Here is an 18,504-nt window from a genome sequence, read left to right as displayed (position 1 = left end):
ACAGTGCGGCCCGCCCACCTTTGTCTAGACATATGGCTAGATAAAGTCTTTTAGACATAGAATTGCATGCATTTATCCACTCGAGGGGTCACCACCATGCAAGTTCAATTGGCCGAGATCAAAAACAAAATGTCCGAATATGTCCGGGCCGTTCAAAACGGAAGCACATTTGAAATCACGGTGCGTGGCGTGCCCGTTGCTATGCTGACCCCCATCGCCAAACCCACGAGCAAAACAGGCTTTCAAGCGCGTGTATTGGGCCTGATGGCCACACCCGGTGCGCCTCGGTTAGACATCGCGGCGGCCTTGAAAGAGGGGCGAAAGTGAAACTCGTTGTTGACAACTCCGTCGCCATGAGATGGTTGTTTTCAGACGGATCAGAGGCAGATCGACAGTACGCCAGCGAAGTAGCGGCCTTGGTTGAAACCTCTGAAGTTCACGTGCCTGCCTTGTTTGTGACCGAGGCCGCGAATGTTATTTCGCGCGCCTTGAAAGCCGGCGTGATCACCTCAGAGGAATGTGAATCAAGGTTCGATCTGCTCCAGGCCATGCAAGCCAGTGTTGCCCCCATGGAATCTACACATTCAGCCATGCCACTGGCCATCAAAGCATTTGAAGAGGGACTTTCGGCCTACGACGCCACCTATTTGCTGCTGGCCCAAAAACTGGGCTGCCCACTTGCAACGCTTGACAAGGATTTGCGCCGAGCCGCCAAAAAAAATGGCGTTGCGATTTCCGGGGAAGCAACGAATTAAATCGATAAAAAATGGTTTTGCCATCCATGCCGCCCTTTCTGCAACCCCGGCCAGCATGGCCGTCTTTTGATCGCCGCCGCCGCCATCGCAGCCCCTTAAGTTACATCTCCAGCGTTACCCGATCAAATTAAAATAATACTTTAAGATACTATTGGTACTCACATTGTGAGTACTTAATGGGTCTTAACTGGAACGAAATCAAATCCAGGGCATTGCTTTTCAGCAAAACCTGGGACGACGCCTGCAACGAAAACAGCCAGGCCAAGCCCTTTTGGATCGACTTCTTCGAAATCTTTGGCATCACCGACAAACGGGTTGGCACCTTTGAGCAGTACGTCAACAAGCTGGGTGGCAAGCGTGGCTTCATGGACCTGTTTTGGCCCGGCATGCTGCTGGTCGAGCACAAGTCTCGCGGCGAAGACTTAGACGACGCGTTAGACCAAGCCCTGGGCTACCTGCACAACGTGACCGAGCGCAACCTGCCACAGCTGGTGGTGGTCTGCGACTTTGCCCGCTTTCGGCTGCGCCGCCTGGCCACGGGCGAGACAGTGGAGTTTGAGCTCCAGCACCTGCACAAACACGTCAAGCTCTTTGGCCTGCTGGCGGGCTACAAGGTGCAAGACATTCAGGCCGAAGACCCAGTCAACATCAAGGCGGCTGAACGCATGGGCCGCCTGCACGACGCCCTGAAAGCCTCAGGCTACCAAGGCCACGCGCTCGAGGTGCTGCTGGTGCGCCTGCTGTTTTGTTTGTTTGCCGACGACACAGGCATCTTTCAGCCCGCGCAATCGTTCAGAGACTTTGTGGAAGAACGCACCGCGCCCGACGGCTCAGACCTGGGGCCACGCTTGGGGCAACTGTTTCAGGTGCTCAACACGCCCGAGAGCCAACGCAGCCAAAACATCGACGAACAGCTGGGCCAGTTTGCCTACATCAACGGCAAGTTGTTTGAAGAAACCCTGCCCATGGCCGACTTCAGCACCGCCATGCGCGAAGCCCTGCTGGACGCCTGCGCGCTCGACTGGTCAGCCATCAGCCCGGCGATTTTTGGCAGCTTGTTCCAAAGCATCATGGACGACAAAGCCCGCCGCAACCTGGGCGCGCACTATACGTCTGAAGCCAACATCCTCAAGCTGATCAAGCCCCTGTTTCTGGACGAACTGCACGCCGAGTTTGAGCGCGTCAAAGGCCACCGCAACAAGCTGTTTGAGTTTCACAAAAAGCTGCGGCGCCTGACCTTTTTTGACCCCGCCTGTGGGTGCGGCAACTTTTTGGTGATCAGCTACCGCGAACTGCGCGAGTTGGAGCTGAAGGTGCTGCGCGCCGACCATGACTTGAGCGCCCACAAGGGCCAACTGGCGGTGGACGTGCACGGCCTGATCGGCGTGAACGTGGACCAGTTTTTTGGCATCGAGATCGAAGAGTTTCCGGCGCAAATTGCCCAAGTAGCCCTGTGGCTGGTGGACCACCAAATGAACCTGCGCGTGAGCGTGGAGTTTGGCCTGTACTTTGCCCGCATCCCGCTCAAAAGCACACCGCACATCCAAAACGCCAATGCGCTGCGATTGGACTGGAACGATGTGCTGCCTGCGCAGCGGTGTAGTTATGTGTTGGGCAATCCGCCGTTTGTGGGTGCCAAGTTCATGGATGATGCACAACGTGAAGACACACGCCTTGTGTTTGAAGGCATCGACAACGCTGGTCTGCTCGACTTTGTGGCGGCTTGGTACGTCAAAGCCGCACGCTACATGAACTGCGCCCCTGCCTGCCGCAGTGCGTTTGTGTCCACCAACAGCATCACCCAAGGCGAGCAAGTTGGCGTGCTGTGGGGCTGGATGTTGAGCCGAGGCATTCGCATTCAATTTGCCCATCGCACGTTCAACTGGAGCAATGAGGCCAGAGGCAAAGCGGCCGTTCACTGCGTGATCCTGGGCTTTGGAATTCAAGACCTCAGCAATAAAACGATCTACGAATACGAAGACATCAAGGGCACGCCTTTGGCCGTGCCTGCAAAGAACATCAATCCCTATTTGGTAGATGCACCCGACGTGGTGCTGCCAAGGCGCAATACACCGATTTGTGATGTGCCCGAAATTGGCATTGGCAACAAACCCATTGACGACGGGAACTACCTTTTCAGCACGGAAGAACGTGACGCATTCATTGCGTTGGAGCCAAAAAGCGAGAAGTGGTTTCGCCGTTGGTTGGGCGCTGACGAGTTTTTGAATGGCTACGAACGCTGGTGCCTTTGGTTAGGCGACTGTTCACCGACGACACTCAGGGCAATGCCTGAAGCGATGAAACGTGTTCAAGCGGTTAAAGCTTCACGCCTTGCCAGCAAAAGTCCTCCAACGCGGAAACTTGCAGATACCCCGACACGATTTCATGTTGAGTTCATGCCCACAAGTCCTTACTTGGCAATCCCAGAAGTATCTTCAGAGCGCCGCGAATACATACCTCTTGGCTACCTTACACCCTCTACTCTTGCAAGTAACAAACTGCGTCTGCTACCCAAAGCCAGTTTGGCCGAATTTGGCATCCTTCAGTCTTCAATGCACATGGCATGGACCAGATCAGTGAGCGGACGCCTCAAAAGTGATTTTTCGTACTCAATCAGCATCGTCTACAACAACTACCCTTGGCCGGGCTTCGCTGAAGAACCACTCAGCGACAAACACCGCACCGCCATCGAACAAGCCGCCCAATGCGTGCTCGACGCCCGCGCCCAATTTGCAAGCTCGTCACTGGCCGACCTCTACGACCCGCTGACCATGCCCCCGGCCCTGCTCAAGGCCCACCAAAAACTAGACACCGCCGTAGACGCCGCCTACCAACCCAGCGGCGGCAAAAAGACCTACGCCTCCGACGCCGAACGCGTCGCCTTCCTGTTCGAGCTGTACCAACGCATCACCAGCTTGCTGCCTGCGTCAGCCGGAAAGAAAAAACTAAAACCCAAGCTTATAGAAGGTTAATCACTATGACTTTTCAGTTAATTACATGTCGCATTCAACAAGGTTCAACATGTTCAAATTAAAAGCAATACAGATTCACGGGTTTTGGCAGTCACGCACTGCGATGGCCGACCTTAGGGAAGACGTAAACATCATCATTGGAAAGAATGGCAGCGGCAAGACGACGTTCATGAACATTGCACATGCAGTTCTGACAGTGGATCTGGACGCACTGTTCGAGAACGCATTCAAGTCAGTAACTCTGACGCTCTCAGACGGAAAGCGTACTCGCACAGTCCGCGCAGATCGTCGCGAATTGGAAACTTCTCCCTTCGCAACAATTGAGTATCACATCTCGAATCGGAAATTTTCCGCCCCGTTAATCGGCGGAGACGATAGCAGAACTATGTCCCCCTCAATACGGCGACGTGCAGCAGAAGAAGCGCTGAAGATTAAGCAAAAACTCAGTTCGCTTGTAGCGGTTGCGTCACTTTCCGTGTACCGAATCGGAGGAGAATCAGATCCAGATGCTCGCGAGCGAATGGTACGTCGTTACACATCTGCGGTGGATGTCAGACTTCAGAGCCTAATGCAACGGCTCACGCAATACCAACTAGAGCTTTCAAATGCCGCACGAGAGATCTCTGCGAATCTGCAAAGAGACGTTTTAACATCCCTTCTCTATGCCGAGGACAAAGATCGCAACAACGTATACAGCCTTCATTTCGACGAAGTAGTCGAACGACAGAATCTCGTTTCGGCATATCGTCAGCTCGGTGTCGGTGGAAATGAAGTAGCAAAGAGAATTCAGGAGCATTTGGCCGCTGTTGGCACGACTGTAAAGAATCTTCGCGTAATGTCTGACGCTCGCGCTAAAGGTGACCATGCCGGAGTGCCTGATCTGCCTGTCGATTTTGCCGCACTTGAAGCGTTCAAACTAACCAGCAAAGTTGTTGCTAAGTCGCTCGATGCAGAGAGGCGAACTAAAGAAATTTTCAGCCAAGTAGACCTCTTTCTTGGAACTTTGAAATCATTTATTAAAGATAAAAATTTCACATTCAGTGCCGGAGAACTCTCAGTTTCTGCTGAAGGTCCGATTCTTCTTGCGAAACTTTCTTCTGGCGAAAAGCAGCTTCTAATCCTTTTCATTGAAGCGCTACTTCAGAGGCAAAAACCATACATATTTTTGGCAGATGAACCTGAGCTATCTTTGCACATTGCGTGGCAACGAAATATCATCTCAGCCATTTGCTCGATAAACCCAAACGCGCAAATTATTGTGGCGACCCACTCTCCTGAAGTTGCCGGGAAGTTCCGTTTTGCAATTCTGGATATGGAGGACATTCTCCATGGCTGACCTGTTTTATTCGGATGAGGCACTCAATGTCAAAAGTGCGTTTTATCGGGCCAAGTCAATGGTATTTGTTGAAGGCGATGATGACGTCTTGTTCTGGCACGAGGTGTTTTCAAAGGTTCCTGAAGCGTCTGTAGAAGTAGAGTCTGCAGGCGGGTCCGATCAAATTGATCAGTACATCAACAAAATTATTTCGGGAGAACTACAGGCGATAGCCGCGAGAGATTCCGATTTTCTTCCCCATATGACAGGCATAGTCAACGATCCAAGAATTCTCTATTCATTCGGTTATGCCATAGAAAACTCTCTCTACACAGTTGAGTCAATTACAGCCCTGACTAGACAGTGGTGTAAGAACCCTCGAATTTCCGCACAAGACTGCACAGACTGGTTGGCCGACGTTGCCGCCACTTTAAAACCACTCATCCATCTAGATCTTGCAAATCGCATATCCAATACCGGAGCAGGGACAGTCACAGATAACTGCACAAGATTGATGAAATCTCAAACATCTTGTGTTCCATGCAAGAACAAGGTCACTACTCAGGTAACTCATGCTACGGCTATGGTGCCTGCACATGCACAAACACGTGCTCAGAACACATTAGGCAATCGACCCGAAGATCTAGTGCGGTGGCTACGAGGACACTTTTTAGCATCTGCCGTTCTGAAATATGTTCTCTCAAAGGCGAAGGCGCTTGGTAAAAGAATTGATTTGTCGACAGACTCACTCTACGCTGCTGCGGTAGGGCATTTTGGACGAGTTCTCGGTGTGTCGCATCCACATCAGGATCACTACATTCAAACTGCTAGCGTCGCATATCAAGCTATACGCTAAGCCGTCAGTGAATCGCCTCGGGGTGATTCACTATGATGATAGCTTGAACTGGTGACCAAGTCTCCCATCGTCTGTCACCAGGCTTGGCTAAAGTCGGGGTTGATCAGCAGTTCGGCTTTCAGATCTTTCAGGCTTTTCACGTCGATTCCCCCAAGCGTTCCAATACGATCTCAATAGCGCTTCGTTGCGTTGGCTTAACACGATCATTTTCCAGCAATGGTCGGTCACAGACTCAGTTCTGTGTGATCACCTCAAGAGCAGTGCGATAGCCCCCCCACTCCCTTCACATAAGCCAGCAACTCCCAAAAAAACGGATGCCTGCAAAGCGTGGACGAATCGCCCACCAACAGGAACTTGCGCCGTGCGCGGGTCATGCCCACGTTCATGCGGCGGATGTCAGACAGGAAGCCGATCTCGCCTTGGGGGTTGCTGCGCGTCAAGGTGATGGCATAGATGCCGCGCTCTTGGCCCTGAAACGAATCGACGACGAGTTTGAAACGTATCGCTTGACCGCGCACAATGTTTACATACAATGTACATATGATCCAGTTTGAATGGCACCCAAGCAAGGCAACAGCAAACCTGAAGAAGCATCAGGTCTCATTTGAAGAAGCGCAGACCGTTTTCTATGATGAATTCGCTGTTCAATTCTTCGATGAAGATCACTCGGCCGATGAAGAACGCTTTCTGATGTTGGGCATGAGTGTTCATTCAAAACTGCTCATCGTCTGCCACTGTGAACGTGAAGGCGGGGAAACCATACGAATCATCTCTGCCCGCAAGGCAACCAAGCGCGAAAGCGCTTTTTATCGAGGCATCTGACATGAAAGCCGAATACGACCTCTCCAAGCTCAAAGCTCGCAAAAACCCCTATGCATCCAAGCTCAAGAAGCCTGTGACGATGCGTCTGTCAGAAGACGTCGTCGTCTATTTCAAAAGCATGGCAGAAGACGCAGGAGTTCCCTATCAAAGCCTGATCAACTTGTATTTACGCGACTGCTTGGCCAATAACCGCAAAGTACAAATCAATTGGCCTAAGTTGGGTTAAAGAGCCAAAGCCTTGCTTAGCCCCCACCCCCTCAACATAAGCCAGCAACTCCACAAAAAACTTCATGCAGCCGCGAATGGCTCCATGCGCACCACGGCACGCGCTCCCACGGCGCTGGCAAAGCGTTGGACTGTTCGCATGGATGGTGTGCCCCTGCCACTTTCAGGCGCTTGTACGTCATAGGCTTGGCGAACGGCGGGGTTGGCCAGCAGTTGGGCTTTCACATTTTTCAGGTTTTCCACGTCGATGGTGTGCGATGAGTGCGCATGTTGTCTGTGATGAGCACTTCACCGGAGATACCCAAACCTTTGTTCAAGTTTCGGATCATGCGCAGCGTGAGGGGGCGTTTGTGGTTGAGCACTTCATAGACGCGGTTCGGCTGGCCGATCATGGGTTCCAGATCTTTCACCGACAGCCCCGCTTGGTCCATGCGGAACTTGATGTGAATGATTCGCTGCTGCATGTTCACGCCCCGCCCCGCGCTCACTCTTGCGCCACCACGTTGGATCTCCATGTGAATGGTCTCTGCGGTGGGACCAGCCCTGTGTGGATGCAGGATGCGGACTTCTTTGGCACTGAGCAATATCAGCCAAAAATGAAACATGCCGATTCCGGACTGAAAGGCTGCACTGAATCGGTTTAGCATCGAGTTTGAGGATCGGGTCCCTCAGCAATGACCCTTCACTCCGTCTTCAAAAAATACAAGCATGCCCGTCTCACAGAACACAGTGCCGGATTCAAAATCTAAATTATGCGATCGCTGCGGTACCGCTTGGGAGTACGAAAACAACAAAAGCAACTTGCATGCGGGTTGGTCGGTGGTGCGCCGTTGAAGCGGCCCACATGAAAGCACCGCTAAGACTGCAAACCCTTGTGGATGAGGGGCTGATCGACACTGTGGTTCGCCAGCTCATGAGCGGCAAAGAAGCCATGGTGTACGTGGTGCGCTGCGGGGACGAAACCCGTTGCGCCAAAATTTACAAAGAGGCCACTCAGCGCAGCTTTAGGCAGGCGGTGGATTACACCGAAAACCGCAAGGTCAAAAATTCGCGCTCGGCCCGGGCCATGGCCAAAGGCAGCAAATTTGGTCGGCAAGAACAAGAAGCGGCCTGGCAAAGTGCCGAGGTCGATGCGCTTTACCGGTTGGCCGCTGCAGGCGTGCGCGTGCCTAAGCCGTACAACTTTTTTGACGGTGTGTTGTTGATGGAGTTGGTGACCGACGCGCAGGGTGACGCAGCGCCACGATTGAATGACGTGTCCTTCACGCCCGAGCAAGCTATGAAGCACCATGCGACGCTGATTGTCGAAGTGGTGCGCATGTTATGCGCAGGCGTGGTGCACGGTGATTTGTCAGAGTTCAATATTTTGCTGGCGCACACGCCAGGCCCTGGCGACACATCTGGCGTGGACGAACCCGTCATCATTGACCTGCCGCAAGCGGTAGACGCCGCAGGCAACAACCATGCGCAACGCATGCTGCTGCGCGATGTGGGCAATCTACGGGACTTCTTCGGCCAGTTCGCGCCTTCGCTTTTGAAGACAGACTATGGCCCAGAAATGTGGAGCTTGTACCAAGCTGGGTTATTGGGCAACGACACCGTTCTGACAGGGCATTTCGAACGCGCCAATGCCGATGTAGACATGGCCGCCGTGCTGCGCGAGATTGACGATGCCCGCGCCGAAGACGCAGCGCGCCGATTGCGCATGGCTTTACCGCCTGCGTGAAAGTCCGCAAATACGCCCCCTCAGCCAAGGGCTACGCATCCCTGAAAGCCGTTCAAACCTTCAGACAGAACGCCCGTAGCGGTCTCATAAAGCTGTTTGAGCAGGGCCAAGGCGGCTTGCTGTTTGTCGGGCGCGGCTGGCCTCGGCATAGACGAGCACGTTGGTATCGATAAAACTGCGATCTGCCACAGTGTCAACGCTCGTTGGCTTCATCACGGGTGAATTTCCAACCGCCGAGTTGCGCAGTTGACTGGCGGCAACGCGCCTCAAACTGGGCCCATTCTTGGCCCCGACGCGAACTGCCCGCCAATGGCTCCAAATGGTCACGCACCGCCTGATTCAGGCTTTTCCCCATTTTTTGCGCTGCCTCGCGGGCGCGTTGAGCGACTTGTTCGTCCACAGAGAGAGTGATGTTCATTGTGAGCTCCAGCCTTCAATATTTACACGTTTTATGTGCGCACTCATTATTTTTGTCAAATGGAGTTGCAGCACCAAGTTGCACGCCTGGGGAGCGGGGGCCGCAAGGCTTGCGTTGCCGACGGTCTCGTCTCCTAGCGCCGGGACGAAGTTGACTTGTGCAACTGAACCTCAACGACGCGTACTGCCAGGCTTGGCAAAGTCCGCATCCACCCAAGCTTGGGCCGTTTGGCGGTTGAGCTTGAAACCGGCGTCCACTTTCACTTCGGCCAACTCGTCACCGCCTTCGTCCTGCGCGCTCAGCACCGCATAGGGGTTGTCCTCATCGGGCGCGATGCGCAGCAGCACCGTGATGCGGCTGCCCAGACCGTTGACGATCACGCTCTGGTTCAACTGCGCATGCAATTGCTGCTCGCTGCGGCGCACAAACTCGCTGGCGGTTTTGACCAGCGTGATGAAGGCCGTGCCGTCTAGCGGCTTGGGGTTCTTCTTGTCGCGGCCCATGGTCCAGGGGCCGACCAGCGCCGGTTCGGACGCACCGGCTTTGAACATCGCCACGGCCCAGCCATCGTCGTCTTCATTTTTGATGACCTGGGCCGTCCAGTTATCGTCTTGCCAAAGTCGGGCTTCCTGCCGCAGGGGGGTGTCTTGTGTGTCGTCGCTCATCATGTCTTTGCTCAAAAGTTATCTCCGATCATGCCTTATGGCTGCAAATGCACGGCCAGCAACAGCACCTGAGGGGCGCCTTGTTCGCGCAACAGCGCCGCTGCCACGGTGGCGGCCCAACGGGTGCGCACCGTGCTGGCAACCAGCAGCACCGGGCCGTTTGGGAGTTGCGCATCAGCGGCCAAATGAACCGCCGATTCCAGATGCGCCACCACCGGGGTGGAGGCGGTATCGTCGGGCGCAGGCCCGCCGCGCCAGCTGAACACATCGAGGGTTGGTATCGAGCAAAAAACTCATGTTAGGTCCGCAGATCTCACCCAATCACGAGAAGTCTGCAACACCTCGTTCAACTCGTCGGCCACTGGCATGGCCAACAAGTCGGCTACAGACTGCGCTGGCCCTTGCAAGGCCTGGTAAGCGGCGTAGCTCATGAGCACATGGGCCGGACGGCCACGGTCGGTGATGAGCAGCGGCTCCTCAGTGGCGCGATGGCGCAAGGCGCTGGCTTGGCGGTTGAATTCCTGGCTGGTCGTGGTTTTCATCATGCCCTCCACTCAAAGTATGTAGGTACGTATTTTGTGGTCATATCGAATGCGTCAACCATCCACTGCCCCACGGTTGATCTGACTTGGAGTGCCCACAACTGCATCGCTCACCAAGCTGCGCATGGGCGCTGCGGTTGTGCAATGGGACGACTTGAACCGCCTCAAACCTCTTCGTCTGTATAGCCAACTTCTCGCTGGTGGCGAATGCGGGCGACCATGACCCGGTCCAGGGCATCGTCCCAGGCATAGCGCGCCAAATAGCCGCTGCGTCGGCGGGAGATGATCAGTTCACGCAAACCATCTTCCACCGGACGGCCAATGCCGGGTTGATGCGTCAACACGTCTAGCGCATCCAGGATGAAATCAAGCAACTCCCCGGCCAAGGGGTCTTCTGACTCGTGCAAAAACATGTCCAGGCGCACCAAATCCTGAAACGCCTCCGGGCTCAGAAATACGGTGCTCACACCTCAGCCCATTTTTTTCGGTTGCAAGGGTGCTGGCGGCGCGCTCTGCCCCTGACGATGTTCTTTCAATTGAGAAAAATAAACCCGAACATCCGCCAGCGCATGACCTGTACCGGTGGCCTTCATGAGCGCCAGTGCATCGGCCGAGTCATGTGCAAATTTTTGCCGCAAGCGCTTGCGCTGCGCGGCATCGGCAAGTGTGCTCACCATGTAAGCGTGCAGGCTCATGCCCATTTGCTTGGCATCTTCTTCGAGCTGCAGCTTGAGAGCGCCAGGCAGTTTGAGGCTGGTGGGAATACTGGCAGGAACAGCGGGCATGACAAGCTCCATTGAGGGGTAGTCAGATGTGACTACCAAGAAGATTCTACCCAGCTGGCGATTGAGGGTGGATGACTCTCCGCCGCCATGCCAATCATGCCGCCAGCGTGGGGTGGGGGTGAATGGTTTTGCCAATGTCCACCGCGTCTGCGCCCATTTCGATGGCCAGCGCAATCTCGCCAATCATGTCGCCGGCGTGGGTGCCGACCATGCCGCCGCCCAAGATCTTGCCGTGACCATGCGCCTCTGGGCTGTCGTCAAACAGCAGTTTGGTCACGCCTTCGTCGCGGCCGTTGGCAATGGCGCGGCCAGATGCGGTCCACGGGAACAATCCTTTTTTCACCTTGATGCCTTGCGCTTTGGCTTGGGTCTAGGTCAAGCCCACCCATGCCACTTCGGGGTCGGTGTAGGCAGTCGCTCACTGCAATGCCCCAAAAAAGTACTTTATAAGGTACACTTTATGAATGTCGTCGAGCAGAAAAATCCCTGCAATTTTCTACCGATCTGCACTTGGCAACGAGCCCGTGCGCGAATGGCTGAAGACTTTGGACAAAGCAGATCGGCAAACCGTCGGTGAAGACATTGCCTATGTCCAATACAAATGGCCCATAGGCAAACCACGAGTCGATCATTTGCGAGGGCCGATCTGGGAGGTGCGCAGCAAAATCGGCAACCGCATCGCACGCGTGCTTTTTGCTGTTGAAGAGTCCGAAATGATTTTGCTGCATGCCTTTGTCAAGAAGACCCAGCAAACAAACCCCGCCGATATTGAACTGGCGACCAAACGCTTGAAGGAGTGGATCAATGGCCAAAGCAACTAAAGTCAATCCCCACACGGGCAGCAGTTTTGATGACTTCCTCAAAGAGGACGGCATCTATGAAGAAGTGCAGGCCCGTGCGCTCAAACGCGCATTGGCCGAGCAACTGGACGACGCCATGCAAAGCGGCAAACTCAGCAAAGTGAACATGGCACAACGCATGGCCACCAGTCGGTCCCAATTGGACCGTGTGCTGGACCCGAGCAACCTGTCGATTCAACTCGACACCCTGGTCAAAGCAGCCAGAGCAGTGGGCAGAACGGTCGAAATTCGGCTCAAGCGCGAGACCAAGCGTACGCGAGCCACGTCGGCTTAGGGGAAACCAAAAGCCCGCTGTGCGCCTCCAGCAAAAAGTCCGAACCGTTACCAGTTCGGACTTTTGCATTCATGCCGCTACAGGTTCAACGCGTTTACTTCCGCGCCGGCGGCAAATCCGTGCAACTGCCATGCGCCACCTCCGCCGCCATGCCAATGCTTTCGCCCAGCGTGGGGTGTGGGTGGATGGTTTTGCCGATGTCCACGGCGTCTGCGCCCATTTCAATGGCCAGCGCAATCTCGCCAATCATGTCGCCAGCGTGGGTGCCGACCATGCCGCCGCCCAATATCTTGCCGTGGCCGTGGGCCTCGGGTGAATCGTCGAACAGCAGTTTGGTCACGCCTTCGTCGCGGCCGTTGGCAATGGCGCGGCCAGAAGCCGTCCAAGGGAACAAGCCCTTTTTCACCTTGATGCCTTGCGCTTTGGCTTGGTCTTCGGTCAAGCCGACCCAGGCCACTTCGGGGTCGGTGTAGGCGACGCTTGGGATGACGCGGGCGTTGAACGCCGCCGCTGCCAACTCTTTGTTGCCTTGCAGTTCGCCCGCAATCACTTCAGCCGCCACATGCGCTTCATGCACTGCCTTGTGCGCCAGCATGGGCTGGCCCACGATGTCGCCAATGGCGAAGATGTGCGGCACGTTGGTGCGCATCTGAATGTCCACGTTGATGAAGCCCCGGTCGGTCACCGCCACGCCAGCCTTGTCAGCGCCGCATTTTTTGCCGTTGGGCGTGCGGCCCACGGCTTGCAGCACGAGGTCGTACACCTGGGGGGCGGGCGCTGTGCCACCCTCTTGCGCGGGTGCAAAAGTCACCTCAATGCCCTCGGGCAGCGCCTTGGCTGACACCGTTTTGGTGTTGAGCATGATGTGGTCAAAGCGCTTGGCGTTCATCTTCTGCCACACCTTGACCAAGTCGCGGTCCGCGCCTTGCATCAGGCCGTCCATCATTTCCACGACGTCCAGGCGTGCGCCCAAGGTGCTGTAGACGGTGCCCATTTCCAGACCGATGATGCCGCCGCCCAAAATCAGCATGCGCTTGGGCACTTCTTTGAGTTCCAAAGCGCCGGTGCTGTCGACCACTCGGGGGTCATCGGGCATGAAGGGCAGGTGCACGGCTTGCGAGCCGGTGGCAATGATGCAGTTTTTAAAGCCAATGATTTTTTTGCTGCCGGTTTTGTCTTGGCCCGTGCCGGTGGTTTCTTCCACCTCCACATGGTGGCTGCCGACAAAGTGACCAAAACCACGCACGGTGGTGACCTTGCGCATTTTGGCCATGGCCGCCAAGCCACCCGTGAGTTTGCCAATGACTTTTTCTTTGTGGCCGCGCAGCTTATCGATGTTGACGGCAGGCTTGCCAAAGTCCACGCCCAGGTCGGCCATGTGCGCCACTTCGTCCATCACCGCTGCCACATGCAGCAGGGCTTTGGACGGGATGCAACCCACGTTCAAACACACGCCACCCAATTGGGCATAGCGCTCGACGATGACCACGTTCAGGCCCAAGTCGGCCGCGCGAAACGCCGCGCTGTAACCGCCAGGACCACCGCCCAACACGAGCACATCGCACTCGAGGTCGGCGCTGCCCGTAAAGCTTGCCGCTGCTGGCGCAGTGATGTCATTGCGAGGGCCATCGGCCCGTGGCAATCCAGTTTGCGGCGCGGTGGATTGCTTCGCTTCTGTCGCTGCGAGCCCGCTTGCGGGCGTGGCAGTCGCAATCACAGCAGACGTCGCAGCGACCTCACCGTCCAGCACCACCACCACCGAGCCTTGCTTGACCTTGTCGCCCAGCTTGACTTTCACTTCTTTGACCACACCGGCGTGTGACGATGGGATTTCCATCGAGGCTTTGTCGCTCTCAACAGTGATGAGGCTTTGCTCGGCGCGGATGGTGTCGCCGGGCTTGACCAGCAGTTCAATCACCGCGACTTCGTCGAAGTCGCCAATGTCGGGTACTTGTATGTCTAACAGTGCCATGTGGTTCTCGCAGGTTGCGTGGGCACCGACCAGCGCAGGGTCGGCAGGCCCAAATATTTAAAGCAATACGCGCCGGAAGTCGCCCAGGATTTGACCCAGGTAGACATTGAAGCGGGCTGCGGCCGCGCCGTCGATGACGCGGTGGTCCCAGGTCAGCGACAAGGGCAGCATCAGGCGGGGCACAAATTCTTTGCCATTCCACACCGGCTCCATGGTGCTTTTGCACACACCCAAAATGGCCACTTCGGGGGCGTTGATGATGGGCGTGAAGTAGCGCCCGCCAATGCCACCCAAGCTGGAGATGGTGAAGGTGGCCCCCGACATTTCGGCCGGACTCAACTTGCCCTCGCGGGCTTTCTTGGCCAGCTCGCCCATCTCTTGGCTGATTTGCAACACGCCCTTTTTGTCGGCATCTTTGATGACCGGCACCATCAGCCCATTGGGCGTGTCGGCGGCAAAACCGATGTGCCAGTAGTTTTTGTAAACCAGTGCATCGCCATCGAGCGAGCTGTTGAACTCGGGGTATTTTTTCAGGGCAGCCACGCAAGCCTTGATCAAAAACGCCAGCATGGTGACCTTGATCCCCGACTTTTCATTTTCTTTGTTGGTCAGCACCCGAAAGGCTTCCAGGTCGGTGATGTCGGCATCGTCGTGGTTGGTGACCGCCGGAATCATGATGGCGTTGCGCAGCAAATTCGCACCGCTGATTTTCTTGATGCGGCCCATCTCTTTGCGCTCGATGGGACCGAACTTGGCAAAGTCCACTTTGGGCCAAGCAATCAAACCCAGTGCAGCACCGTCGCCACCGGCTGGGGCTTTGGCGGCTTGGGCCTGGGTGCGGGTGTCGCCAGCCATCACCGAACGGGTGAAAGCTTGCACATCGTCTTCGGTGATGCGGCCCTTGGTGCCCGTGCCCTTGACTTCTGCCAGGGGCACGCCCAATTGGCGCGCCAACTTGCGTATAGAGGGCGACGCATGGGGCAAGCCAGTAGCAGGGGTATGGGTGGGGGCATGCGCGGCCACCACGGCAGCGGGGGCCATTGGTGCGGCGCTGGGTGCAGGCACAGCTGCGCTGACAGATGCAGCGGCCGGGGCTGCTGCAGCCACCGGTGCAGCACTGGGCGCTGCCACTGGCGCCGCCGGGACAGCGACCGGTGCCGGGGCTGCTGCGCTGGCACCGGCCACCTCGAGCACCACCACCACAGAACCTTGCTTGACCTTGTCGCCCAGCTTGACCTTGAGTTCTTTGACCACCCCTGCGTGCGAGCAAGGGATTTCCATCGATGCCTTGTCGCTCTCCACGGTGATCAGGCTTTGCTCGGCCTTGACGCTATCGCCCACCTTGACCAACAACTCGATCACAGCCACTTCATCAAAGTCCCCAATGTCGGGGACCGTCACATCCATCATCGCCATCTCTCGTCTCCGTTGGGTTTTTTAAGCGTACAGGGGGTTGATTTTGTCGGCTTTCAAGCCGTATTTCGCAATCGCCTCGGCCACCTTGGCCAGCGGCATGGCACCGCTCTCGCTCAAGGCCTTGAGCGCGGCCACCACGATGTAGTGGCGGTTCACCTCAAAGTGCTCGCGCAACTTGCTGCGGAAATCGCTGCGCCCAAAACCATCGGTGCCCAGCACTTTGTAAGCGCGGCCAGCAGGGATGTAGGCGCGGATTTGATCGGCATAAGCCTTCATGTAGTCGGTGGAAGCCACCACCGGGCCTTCATGCGGCGTCAGTTGTTGGGCCACAAACGACACGCGTGCCTCCTCGGTGGGATGCATCAAATTCCAGCGCTCGGCTTGTGCGCCATCGCGGGCCAATTCGTTGAAGCTCGGGCAGCTCCACACATTGGCGGCCACGCCCCAATCGGTGGCCAACAAATCACGCGCAGCCATGGATTCGCGCAAGATGGTGCCCGAACCCAGCAGGTTCACGCGGGGCAGTTTTTTCGCGCCTTCTGCGGCTTGCAACAAATACATGCCCTTGATGATCTGTTCTTCGGTGCCCGCTGTGAGGCCCGGCATGGCGTAGTTTTCATTCAGCAGCGTGAGGTAGTAAAACACGTTCTCTTGTTTTTCCACCATGCGCTTCAAACCGTGCTGCATGATGACTGCCACTTCGTGCGCAAAGGTTGGGTCGTAGCTCACGCAGTTGGGGATGGTGCCCGCCAAGATGTGGCTGTGGCCGTCTTCGTGTTGCAAACCTTCGCCGTTCAAGGTGGTGCGCCCAGAGGTGCCGCCCAACAAGAAGCCACGCGCTTGCATGTCGCCCGCCGCCCAGGCCAAGTCGCCAATGCGCTGGAAGCCGAACATCGAGTAATACACATAGAACGGAATCATGATGCGGTTGTTGGTCGAGTAAGACGTCGCCGCCGCGATCCAACTGCTCATGCCACCGGCTTCGTTGATGCCCTCTTGCAAAATTTGACCGGCCTTGTCCTCGCGGTAATACATCACCTGGTCTTTGTCCACCGGCGTGTACTGCTGGCCATCGGGGTTGTAAATGCCAATTTGGCGGAACAAACCTTCCATGCCAAAGGTGCGGGCTTCGTCCACCAAGATGGGCACCACGCGGGGGCCCAAGGCTTGGTCACGCAACAACTGCGTGAGAAAGCGCACATAGGCTTGGGTGGTGGAAATCTCGCGCCCCTCAGCCGTGGGGTCGGTGATGGCCTTGAAGGTTTCCATCGATGGCACGGTGAAATGCTCATCGGCTTTGGTGCGCCGGTGCGGCAAGTAGCCCCCCAAGGCTTGACGCCGCTCATGCAGATAGCGCATCTCGGGCGTGTCGTCGGCGGGCTTGTAAAAAGGCAGCTTGGACAACTCACTGTCGGGGATGGGGATGTTGAAGCGGTCGCGGAAGATTTTGATGTCTTCGTCGGTCAGCTTTTTGGTTTGGTGCACCGTGTTTTTGCCCTCACCCGAGGAGCCCATGCCAAAACCTTTGACGGTTTTGATCAACAGCACCGTGGGCTGGTCTTTGTGCTTGACCGCTGCGGCATAGGCGGCGTACACCTTTTGCGGGTCGTGGCCGCCACGGCGCAGGTTCCAAATGTCGTCGTCGCTCAACTTGGCCACCATCTCCAAGGTGCGCGGGTCGCGGCCAAAGAAATGTTTGCGCACAAAAGCGCCATCGTTGGCTTTGAAAGCTTGATAGTCGCCGTCCACGGTTTCCATCATGATGCGGCGCAGGGCGCCGTCTTTGTCGCGGGCAATCAGTGGGTCCCAGTTGCTGCCCCAAATGAGTTTGATCACGTTCCAACCCGAACCCCGGAATTCGCTCTCCAACTCTTGAATGATCTTGCCGTTGCCGCGCACGGGGCCGTCCAAACGCTGCAAATTGCAGTTGATGACAAAAATCAGGTTGTCGAGTTTCTCGCGAGCGGCCAAACCAATGGCACCCAAAGACTCCACCTCGTCCATTTCGCCGTCACCGCAAAACACCCAAACCTTGCGGTTTTCGGTGTTGGCAATGCCGCGGGCATGCAAGTACTTCAAAAACCGGGCTTGGTAAATCGCCATCAATGGACCGAGGCCCATGGAGACAGTGGGGAACTGCCAAAACTCGGGCATGAGTTTGGGGTGTGGGTAACTCGACAAACCTTTGCCGTCCACCTCTTGGCGGAAGTGGAGCAACTGCTCCTCAGTGAGACGCCCCTCTAAATAAGCTCGGGCATACACGCCGGGCGACACATGGCCTTGGATGTAGAGCAAGTCGCCGCCATGGTTTTCGCTTTCGGCATGCCAAAAATGGTTGAAGCCGGCGCCAAACATGTGGGCCAAGGAAGCAAACGAACCAATGTGGCCGCCCAAGTCGCCGCCATCGGCGGGGTTATGGCGATTCGCCTTGACCACCATGGCCATGGCGTTCCAACGCATATAAGCGCGCAAACGTTCTTCAATTTCAATATTGCCGGGGCACCGCTCTTCTTGGTCGGGCTCTAAGGTGTTGACATAGCCCGTGTTGGCTGAAAACGGCATGTCGATGCTGTTTTCGCGGGCATGCTCCAGCAATTGCTCTAATAAGAAGTGGGCCCGCTCGGGGCCTTCGGCGGCGATGACGGCGGAGAGCGCGTCCATCCACTCGCGGGTTTCTTGGCTGTCGCTGTCGTTCAGGGCAAAGGTGCGCAAGTCATTGGGCAGGGCTGACATGGATATCTATCTCCTACGTTGTTTTTGGCTTGTACGCTGTTTTCAGCGTGTCTCGATTGAATTGTGCCATTTATTCTTTCAAATTTCAAATAGTGCTTTTGATTTTTGTATTATGAAATTTGAATGCAGCTGTGAACTGCCTCAAACAGCCGAAGCCACCCATCTTTA

22 protein-coding genes and 1 pseudogene are annotated in these 18,504 nt (G+C 56.0%); 10 read left to right on the top strand and 13 right to left on the bottom strand.

Annotated features, from left to right (window positions below):
- Nucleotides 1–66 precede the first annotated feature (66 nt).
- The 5 genes from AC8GFZ_RS01280 (at nt 67) to AC8GFZ_RS01260 (ending at nt 5,898) form a co-directional block, all read left to right on the top strand.
- Nucleotides 67–327 (top strand): type II toxin-antitoxin system Phd/YefM family antitoxin, encoded by a 261-nt coding sequence (locus tag AC8GFZ_RS01280; protein WP_506641556.1) that lies wholly within the window; start codon nt 67–69, stop codon nt 325–327.
- A complete protein-coding gene (locus tag AC8GFZ_RS01275) occupies nt 324–755 on the top strand; it encodes a type II toxin-antitoxin system VapC family toxin (protein ID WP_506641554.1) in 432 nt (143 codons plus the stop codon). The genes AC8GFZ_RS01280 and AC8GFZ_RS01275 overlap by 4 nt, the downstream gene beginning before the upstream one ends.
- Nucleotides 756–931: 176 nt before the next feature.
- Entirely contained in the window at nt 932–3,727 is a 2,796-nt protein-coding gene (locus AC8GFZ_RS01270) for a DNA methyltransferase (protein ID WP_506641552.1), read from the top strand.
- Nucleotides 3,728–3,776: 49 nt separating this feature from the next.
- Nucleotides 3,777–5,063 carry an AAA family ATPase gene (locus AC8GFZ_RS01265; RefSeq protein ID WP_506641550.1) on the top strand — a complete coding sequence of 429 codons (1,287 nt, stop codon included), beginning with the start codon at nt 3,777–3,779 and terminating at the stop codon, nt 5,061–5,063.
- On the top strand, nt 5,056–5,898 hold the full coding sequence (locus AC8GFZ_RS01260; RefSeq protein ID WP_506641548.1) for a DUF4435 domain-containing protein: 843 nt from the start codon (nt 5,056–5,058) through the stop codon (nt 5,896–5,898). The genes AC8GFZ_RS01265 and AC8GFZ_RS01260 overlap by 8 nt, the downstream gene beginning before the upstream one ends.
- Nucleotides 5,899–6,149: 251 nt before the next feature.
- Here the strand turns inward: AC8GFZ_RS01260 and AC8GFZ_RS01255 are convergent, their stop codons facing one another.
- Nucleotides 6,150–6,416: a C-terminal helicase domain-containing protein gene (locus tag AC8GFZ_RS01255; RefSeq protein WP_506641546.1), complete on the bottom strand. Its 267-nt coding sequence runs from the start codon at nt 6,414–6,416 to the stop codon at nt 6,150–6,152.
- A 22-nt stretch (nt 6,417–6,438) separates the two neighbouring features.
- On the opposite strand from AC8GFZ_RS01255, the gene AC8GFZ_RS01250 reads away from it, so the two are divergent.
- Both AC8GFZ_RS01250 and AC8GFZ_RS01245 read left to right on the top strand, forming a co-directional pair.
- Nucleotides 6,439–6,720 (top strand): BrnT family toxin, encoded by a 282-nt coding sequence (locus AC8GFZ_RS01250; protein WP_506641544.1) that lies wholly within the window; start codon nt 6,439–6,441, stop codon nt 6,718–6,720.
- 1 nt (nt 6,721) lies between these two features.
- On the top strand, nt 6,722–6,946 hold the full coding sequence (locus tag AC8GFZ_RS01245) for a BrnA antitoxin family protein (RefSeq protein WP_506641542.1): 225 nt from the start codon (nt 6,722–6,724) through the stop codon (nt 6,944–6,946).
- A gap of 62 nt (nt 6,947–7,008) precedes the next feature.
- Here the strand turns inward: AC8GFZ_RS01245 and AC8GFZ_RS01240 are convergent, their stop codons facing one another.
- Nucleotides 7,009–7,188, bottom strand: a complete 180-nt coding sequence (locus AC8GFZ_RS01240) for a hypothetical protein (protein WP_506641540.1) — start codon at nt 7,186–7,188, stop codon at nt 7,009–7,011.
- A complete protein-coding gene (locus AC8GFZ_RS01235) occupies nt 7,176–7,460 on the bottom strand; it encodes a helix-turn-helix domain-containing protein (protein WP_506641538.1) in 285 nt (94 codons plus the stop codon). Before AC8GFZ_RS01235 ends, AC8GFZ_RS01240 begins: the two co-directional genes overlap by 13 nt.
- Before the next feature lie 329 nt (nt 7,461–7,789).
- On the opposite strand from AC8GFZ_RS01235, the gene AC8GFZ_RS01230 reads away from it, so the two are divergent.
- Nucleotides 7,790–8,671, top strand: a complete 882-nt coding sequence (locus tag AC8GFZ_RS01230; protein ID WP_506641536.1) for a PA4780 family RIO1-like protein kinase — start codon at nt 7,790–7,792, stop codon at nt 8,669–8,671.
- Between the two features lie 193 nt (nt 8,672–8,864).
- Here AC8GFZ_RS01230 and AC8GFZ_RS01225 read toward each other — a convergent pair whose 3' ends face one another.
- The 7 genes and pseudogenes from AC8GFZ_RS01225 to AC8GFZ_RS01195 all read right to left on the bottom strand — a co-directional run.
- Nucleotides 8,865–9,089, bottom strand: a complete 225-nt coding sequence (locus tag AC8GFZ_RS01225; RefSeq protein ID WP_506641534.1) for a DUF6364 family protein — start codon at nt 9,087–9,089, stop codon at nt 8,865–8,867.
- Between the two features lie 170 nt (nt 9,090–9,259).
- Nucleotides 9,260–9,754 (bottom strand): hypothetical protein, encoded by a 495-nt coding sequence (locus AC8GFZ_RS01220; protein WP_506641532.1) that lies wholly within the window; start codon nt 9,752–9,754, stop codon nt 9,260–9,262.
- A gap of 35 nt (nt 9,755–9,789) precedes the next feature.
- Nucleotides 9,790–10,020: a hypothetical protein gene (locus AC8GFZ_RS01215; RefSeq protein ID WP_506641530.1), complete on the bottom strand. Its 231-nt coding sequence runs from the start codon at nt 10,018–10,020 to the stop codon at nt 9,790–9,792.
- A 27-nt stretch (nt 10,021–10,047) separates the two neighbouring features.
- Nucleotides 10,048–10,296, bottom strand: coding sequence for a type II toxin-antitoxin system Phd/YefM family antitoxin (locus AC8GFZ_RS01210; RefSeq protein ID WP_506641528.1), 249 nt, complete (start codon nt 10,294–10,296; stop codon nt 10,048–10,050).
- Nucleotides 10,297–10,460: 164 nt separating this feature from the next.
- A complete protein-coding gene (locus tag AC8GFZ_RS01205) occupies nt 10,461–10,763 on the bottom strand; it encodes a type II toxin-antitoxin system RelE/ParE family toxin (protein ID WP_506641526.1) in 303 nt (100 codons plus the stop codon).
- A gap of 3 nt (nt 10,764–10,766) precedes the next feature.
- Nucleotides 10,767–11,081, bottom strand: coding sequence for a hypothetical protein (locus AC8GFZ_RS01200; protein ID WP_506641524.1), 315 nt, complete (start codon nt 11,079–11,081; stop codon nt 10,767–10,769).
- Between the two features lie 32 nt (nt 11,082–11,113).
- Nucleotides 11,114–11,499: pseudogene (locus AC8GFZ_RS01195) on the bottom strand (oxidoreductase dimerization domain-containing protein); the annotation flags it as partial.
- Nucleotides 11,500–11,605: 106 nt separating this feature from the next.
- Between AC8GFZ_RS01195 and AC8GFZ_RS01190 the strand changes: the two are divergent.
- Complete coding sequence (locus AC8GFZ_RS01190; protein ID WP_506641522.1) at nt 11,606–11,902, top strand: type II toxin-antitoxin system RelE/ParE family toxin; 297 nt, start codon at nt 11,606–11,608, stop codon at nt 11,900–11,902.
- Nucleotides 11,886–12,215 (top strand): Fis family transcriptional regulator, encoded by a 330-nt coding sequence (locus AC8GFZ_RS01185; RefSeq protein WP_506641520.1) that lies wholly within the window; start codon nt 11,886–11,888, stop codon nt 12,213–12,215. The genes AC8GFZ_RS01190 and AC8GFZ_RS01185 overlap by 17 nt, the downstream gene beginning before the upstream one ends.
- A gap of 94 nt (nt 12,216–12,309) precedes the next feature.
- Here AC8GFZ_RS01185 and lpdA read toward each other — a convergent pair whose 3' ends face one another.
- The 3 genes from lpdA to aceE are packed head-to-tail and all read right to left on the bottom strand — an operon-like array spanning nt 12,310 to nt 18,336.
- Entirely contained in the window at nt 12,310–14,187 is a 1,878-nt protein-coding gene (gene lpdA / locus AC8GFZ_RS01180; protein ID WP_506641518.1) for a dihydrolipoyl dehydrogenase, read from the bottom strand.
- A gap of 57 nt (nt 14,188–14,244) precedes the next feature.
- The gene (aceF, locus tag AC8GFZ_RS01175; protein ID WP_506641516.1) at nt 14,245–15,603 is read right to left on the bottom strand and encodes a dihydrolipoyllysine-residue acetyltransferase; all 1,359 of its coding nucleotides are present in this window, start codon (nt 15,601–15,603) and stop codon (nt 14,245–14,247) included.
- Nucleotides 15,604–15,624: 21 nt separating this feature from the next.
- Nucleotides 15,625–18,336: a pyruvate dehydrogenase (acetyl-transferring), homodimeric type gene (gene aceE / locus AC8GFZ_RS01170; protein WP_506641514.1), complete on the bottom strand. Its 2,712-nt coding sequence runs from the start codon at nt 18,334–18,336 to the stop codon at nt 15,625–15,627.
- Between the last annotated feature and the right edge of the window lie 168 nt (nt 18,337–18,504).

It is taken from the genome of Limnohabitans rimovensis (SeqCode) (assembly GCF_965234775.1).
GTDB lineage: Bacteria > Pseudomonadota > Gammaproteobacteria > Burkholderiales > Burkholderiaceae_C > Limnohabitans > Limnohabitans rimovensis.
Note: the sequence above shows the minus strand (reverse complement) of the source record. Positions and strands in the feature narration are given on the sequence as shown.